Here is a 3763-nt window from a genome sequence, read left to right on the forward strand (position 1 = left end):
TGCTACGCAACTTAATTAGTTCTGTATGTATGCATGCTCATCGATGTTGGTGAGCAGTGTCTTTTTTGTTTTCAGGGGACACGCCACCACGTAAACGCACCGGCGTAAGGTCGTCGGACGCGTCAGGTGTGTATAAGGGCCAGGCCCCGGCCCGCGGCAGTTCGGCGCGCCGCGCCACGCCGCGTCCGGTCGCACCGGCCCGCGCCGTACCCAAGCAGGTGCAGCTGGAGCGCCTGTACGACGAATACTGGGATGCCTCGATGCGGTTGAATCCGCTGCAGGCAACCTTCCAGGGCGAGGCCCGCTACAACGACCAGCTGCCCAACATCCTGTCCGCCGCATGGCGCCAGCAATCGCACGACTTCACCACCGAGTGGCTGGGCAAGGTCGAGAAACTCGGCAGCGACGGCCTGCAGGGCCAGGATCTGCTCAGCTACGAGATCTTCGTGCGCGATGCGCGCGCCTCGCTGGCCGCCGAGCGCTACCCGAGCTGGATGATGCCGATCAGCCAGTACTACAACGTCGGCAGCATCATGGCGATCCTCGGCGCCGGTGCCGGCGCACAGCCGTTCAACACCGTGCAGGACTACGACACCTGGTCGCGCCGCTCGCTGGGCATTCCCGAGCTGTTCGACCAGGCCATCGACAACATGCGCCAGGGCATGAAGGCAGGCGTGGTGCAGCCACGCGACCTGATGGAAAAGGTACTGCCGCAGCTGGATGCGGTGATCAAGCCGACCGCTGAAGAGAGCATCTTCTGGTCGCCGATCCGCACCATGCCCAACACCATCGCGGCCGAGGACAAGGCCCGCATCAGCGCCGAATACAAGCGCATGATCGAACTGCGCATCATGCCGGCGTACCGCGCCCTGCGCGGTTTCATCGCCACCGAATACCTGCCCGCCTCGCGCACCAGCAGCGGCCTGGGCGCACTGCCCGATGGCCAGGCCTGGTACGCCAACCTGATCGTGCAGACCACCGCCAGCGACCAGACCGCCGCGCAGCTTCACGCGCTGGGCGAACAGCGCGTGCAGGAGCTGCAGGCGCAGATCGCCACCGTGATGAAGGATGCCAAGCTGCGCGGCACGCCGTCCAAGCTGTTGCGCAGCATGCGCAACGATCGCCAGTTCCAGTACGGTGACGCCAACGCATTGATCAACCGCTACCGCCAGGTGCAGCAGCAGGTCAACGCACGCCTGCCGCAGGTGCTCGATACCCTGCCCACGTCCACGCTGGACGTGCGCGCAGTGGAACCGGAGCGTGCGCTGACCGCTGCGGCAGCGGCCTACCAGCCGTCTGCGGCCGGGCAGCCGGGCGTGCTGTACGTGAACACCCGCGACCTGCCCGGCCGCAAGCGCTGGAACGTGCCGGTGCAGTATCTCCATGAAGCGATTCCCGGCCACCACGTGCAGCTGGGCCTGCAGCAGGAACTGGCAAAGCTGCCGCGCTTCCGCCGCCTCGGTGGCGATCTCGCCTTCGTCGAAGGCTGGGGCCTGTATGCCGAAACGCTGGGTGAGAACCTCGGCATCTACACCGATCCCTACGACCGCATCGGCTACCTGTATTCGCGCCTGCTGCGCGCTGCCCGCGTGGTGGCCGACACCGGCGTGAACGCCCAGGGCTGGAGCAAGCAGCAGGCCGTGGCCTACCTGCAGAAGACCGTGGACATGAGCAGTGACGACGCCAACGCCGAAGTCGAGCGGATCATGGCCCAGCCCGGCCAGGCGCTGTCCAACGTGGCCGGCCTGACGACCATTGTCGCCCTGCGCGACAAGGCCAAGGCACGCCAGGGTGCCGCCTTCGACCTGCGCCGCTTCCACGCCGAACTGCTGAAGGACGGCTCGATGCCGCTGGACGTGCTGGACCGCAAGATGGAGCGCTGGATGGCCCAGCCAGCCAGCGCCACGCCCGCCCCATCACCCTGACCCTTCCGGAGCCGCCATGCGCCCTGCCGTCGCCCTGTTCGCCGCCGTGCTGGGCCTGCTGCCTCTGGCGGGCGCCGCCGCACCGGTGCTGACCCCTCCGGATGCGGGCATCGACGGCCTGATGCAGGCCTACGACGGCCAGGTACCCGGCGCCGCGGTGCTGGTGCTGCATGACGGGCAACCGGTGTTCCGCCGCGGCTACGGCCTGGCGGTGCTGGAAGACGGCACCGCAGTCACCCCGGCCAGCAACTTCCGGCTGGCCTCGGTCAGCAAGCAGTTCACCGCTGCGGCGGTGCTGCTGCTGGTGGAGGACGGCCGGCTTGGGCTGGAGCAGCCGGCCCGGCGCTGGCTGCCCGAGCTGCCACCGGCTGCAGCGGCCATCACGATCCGCCAGCTGCTCTCGCATACCAGCGGCCTGCTCGACTACGAAGACCTGATGGACCCGGCGGACACACGGCAGGTACACGATGCCGATGTGCTGGCCCTGCTGTCGCACCAGGACCGGCTGAACTTCGCACCCGGCACGCAGTACCGCTACAGCAACAGCGGCTATGCGCTGCTGGCACTGATCGTCGGCCGCGCGTCCGGGAAGGATTACGCGACCTTCCTGCAGGAGCGCATCTTCCGCCCACTGGGCATGGCGCATACCGTGGCCCACCAGGACGGCGTGGACACGGTTGCCGCACGCGCCTATGGCTACAGCCGGACCGACGGCCGCTGGCAGCGCACCGACCAGAGCACCACAAGCGCCGTACTGGGAGACGGCGGCATCTATTCCTCGCTGGACGACCTGGCCCGCTGGGATGCGGCGCTGTACGACGACCGCCTGCTGTCGAAGGCTTCGCGCCGCGCGATGCTCAGCCCCGCCACATCGACACCCGAACCGGATGTACCGCACTACGGCTTCGGCTGGCGCCTGAATGGCCCCGTGCAATGGCACAGCGGCGAGAGCATCGGCTTCCGCAACGTGATCGTGCGCCACCCGGAGAAGCACCTGACCGTGATCGTGTTGACCAACCGCAACGACCCCGAACCCTATCCGCTGGCGCAGAAGATCGCCCAGCGCTGGCTGGACACCCTGCAATGACTTCCGATGCCGACGCCCTGCTGGGCATCCATCACGCAGCACTGATCTGCAGCGACTATGCACGCTCGAAGGATTTCTACGTGCGCATCCTCGGCCTGCGCGTGCTGGCGGAGAACCATCGCACCGCACGCGGTTCCTGGAAGCTCGATCTGGCCCTGCCCGACGGCGGCCAGCTGGAACTGTTCTCCTTCCCCTCACCGCCGCCCCGTCCCAGCCGCCCGGAAGCCCAGGGCCTGCGCCACCTCGCGTTCCGGGTGACTGCACTGGAACCCTTCATCCAGCGCCTGGCCGCGCATGGTGTCGCCTGCGAACCGATCCGCGTGGACGAATACACCGGCCGCCGCTTCACCTTCTTCGCCGATCCTGACGACCTGCCGCTGGAGTTGTACGAAGTCGGTTGAGCGTTTTTCAATCGAGATTCATCCATGCATGGCATGGATCTACCGTGTCGACCAAGGTCGACACCTACCCACAACCCGATACCGACAGATCTCCGGAAACTGTCGAAGGCGGGGTGGGTCCGGTTGCGGGGGCGTGAGCCGCATGGATGCGGCGACCGAGCTTACATGGACGTACTTGCAGCGTCCCCTGCAACCGGACCCACCCCGCCATCCCACGGAATGGCCGCTTTTGCTTTTGCCGTCGCCGTCGCCGTCGCCGTCGCCGTCCCCTCTGAGACCCATGAGCTTGCCGCGCCCCTTACTCCTGGGACTCGCTGTGGGCACGAGCTCTCGACAAACACACTCGTCCA

Annotated in this window: 2 protein-coding genes and 1 pseudogene; all 3 read left to right on the top strand. The window is 67.0% G+C overall.

Going from position 1 to position 3763, the window contains the following annotated elements:
* Nucleotides 1-134 precede the first annotated feature (134 nt).
* Nucleotides 135-1925: pseudogene (locus EKL94_RS21950) on the top strand (DUF885 domain-containing protein); the annotation flags it as partial.
* Nucleotides 1926-1941: 16 nt separating this feature from the next.
* Nucleotides 1942-3012, top strand: coding sequence for a serine hydrolase domain-containing protein (locus EKL94_RS21955; protein WP_126930629.1), 1071 nt, complete (start codon nucleotides 1942-1944; stop codon nucleotides 3010-3012).
* Entirely contained in the window at nucleotides 3009-3413 is a 405-nt protein-coding gene (gene gloA2 / locus EKL94_RS21960) for an SMU1112c/YaeR family gloxylase I-like metalloprotein (RefSeq protein WP_126930630.1), read from the top strand. The genes EKL94_RS21955 and gloA2 overlap by 4 nt, the downstream gene beginning before the upstream one ends.
* Nucleotides 3414-3763: the final 350 nt, after the last annotated feature.

Source organism: Stenotrophomonas maltophilia (genome assembly GCF_003970865.1).
In the GTDB taxonomy this organism is placed as follows: Bacteria; Pseudomonadota; Gammaproteobacteria; order Xanthomonadales; family Xanthomonadaceae; genus Stenotrophomonas; species Stenotrophomonas maltophilia_AR.

What these genes read in the sequence shown, in the direction of transcription:
- EKL94_RS21955 (WP_126930629.1), top strand. Translation starts at nt 1,942, where the DNA reads ATGCGCCCTGCCGTCGCCCTGTTCGCCGCCGTGCTGGGCCTGCTGCCT.
- gloA2 (WP_126930630.1), top strand. Translation starts at nt 3,009, where the DNA reads ATGACTTCCGATGCCGACGCCCTGCTGGGCATCCATCACGCAGCACTG.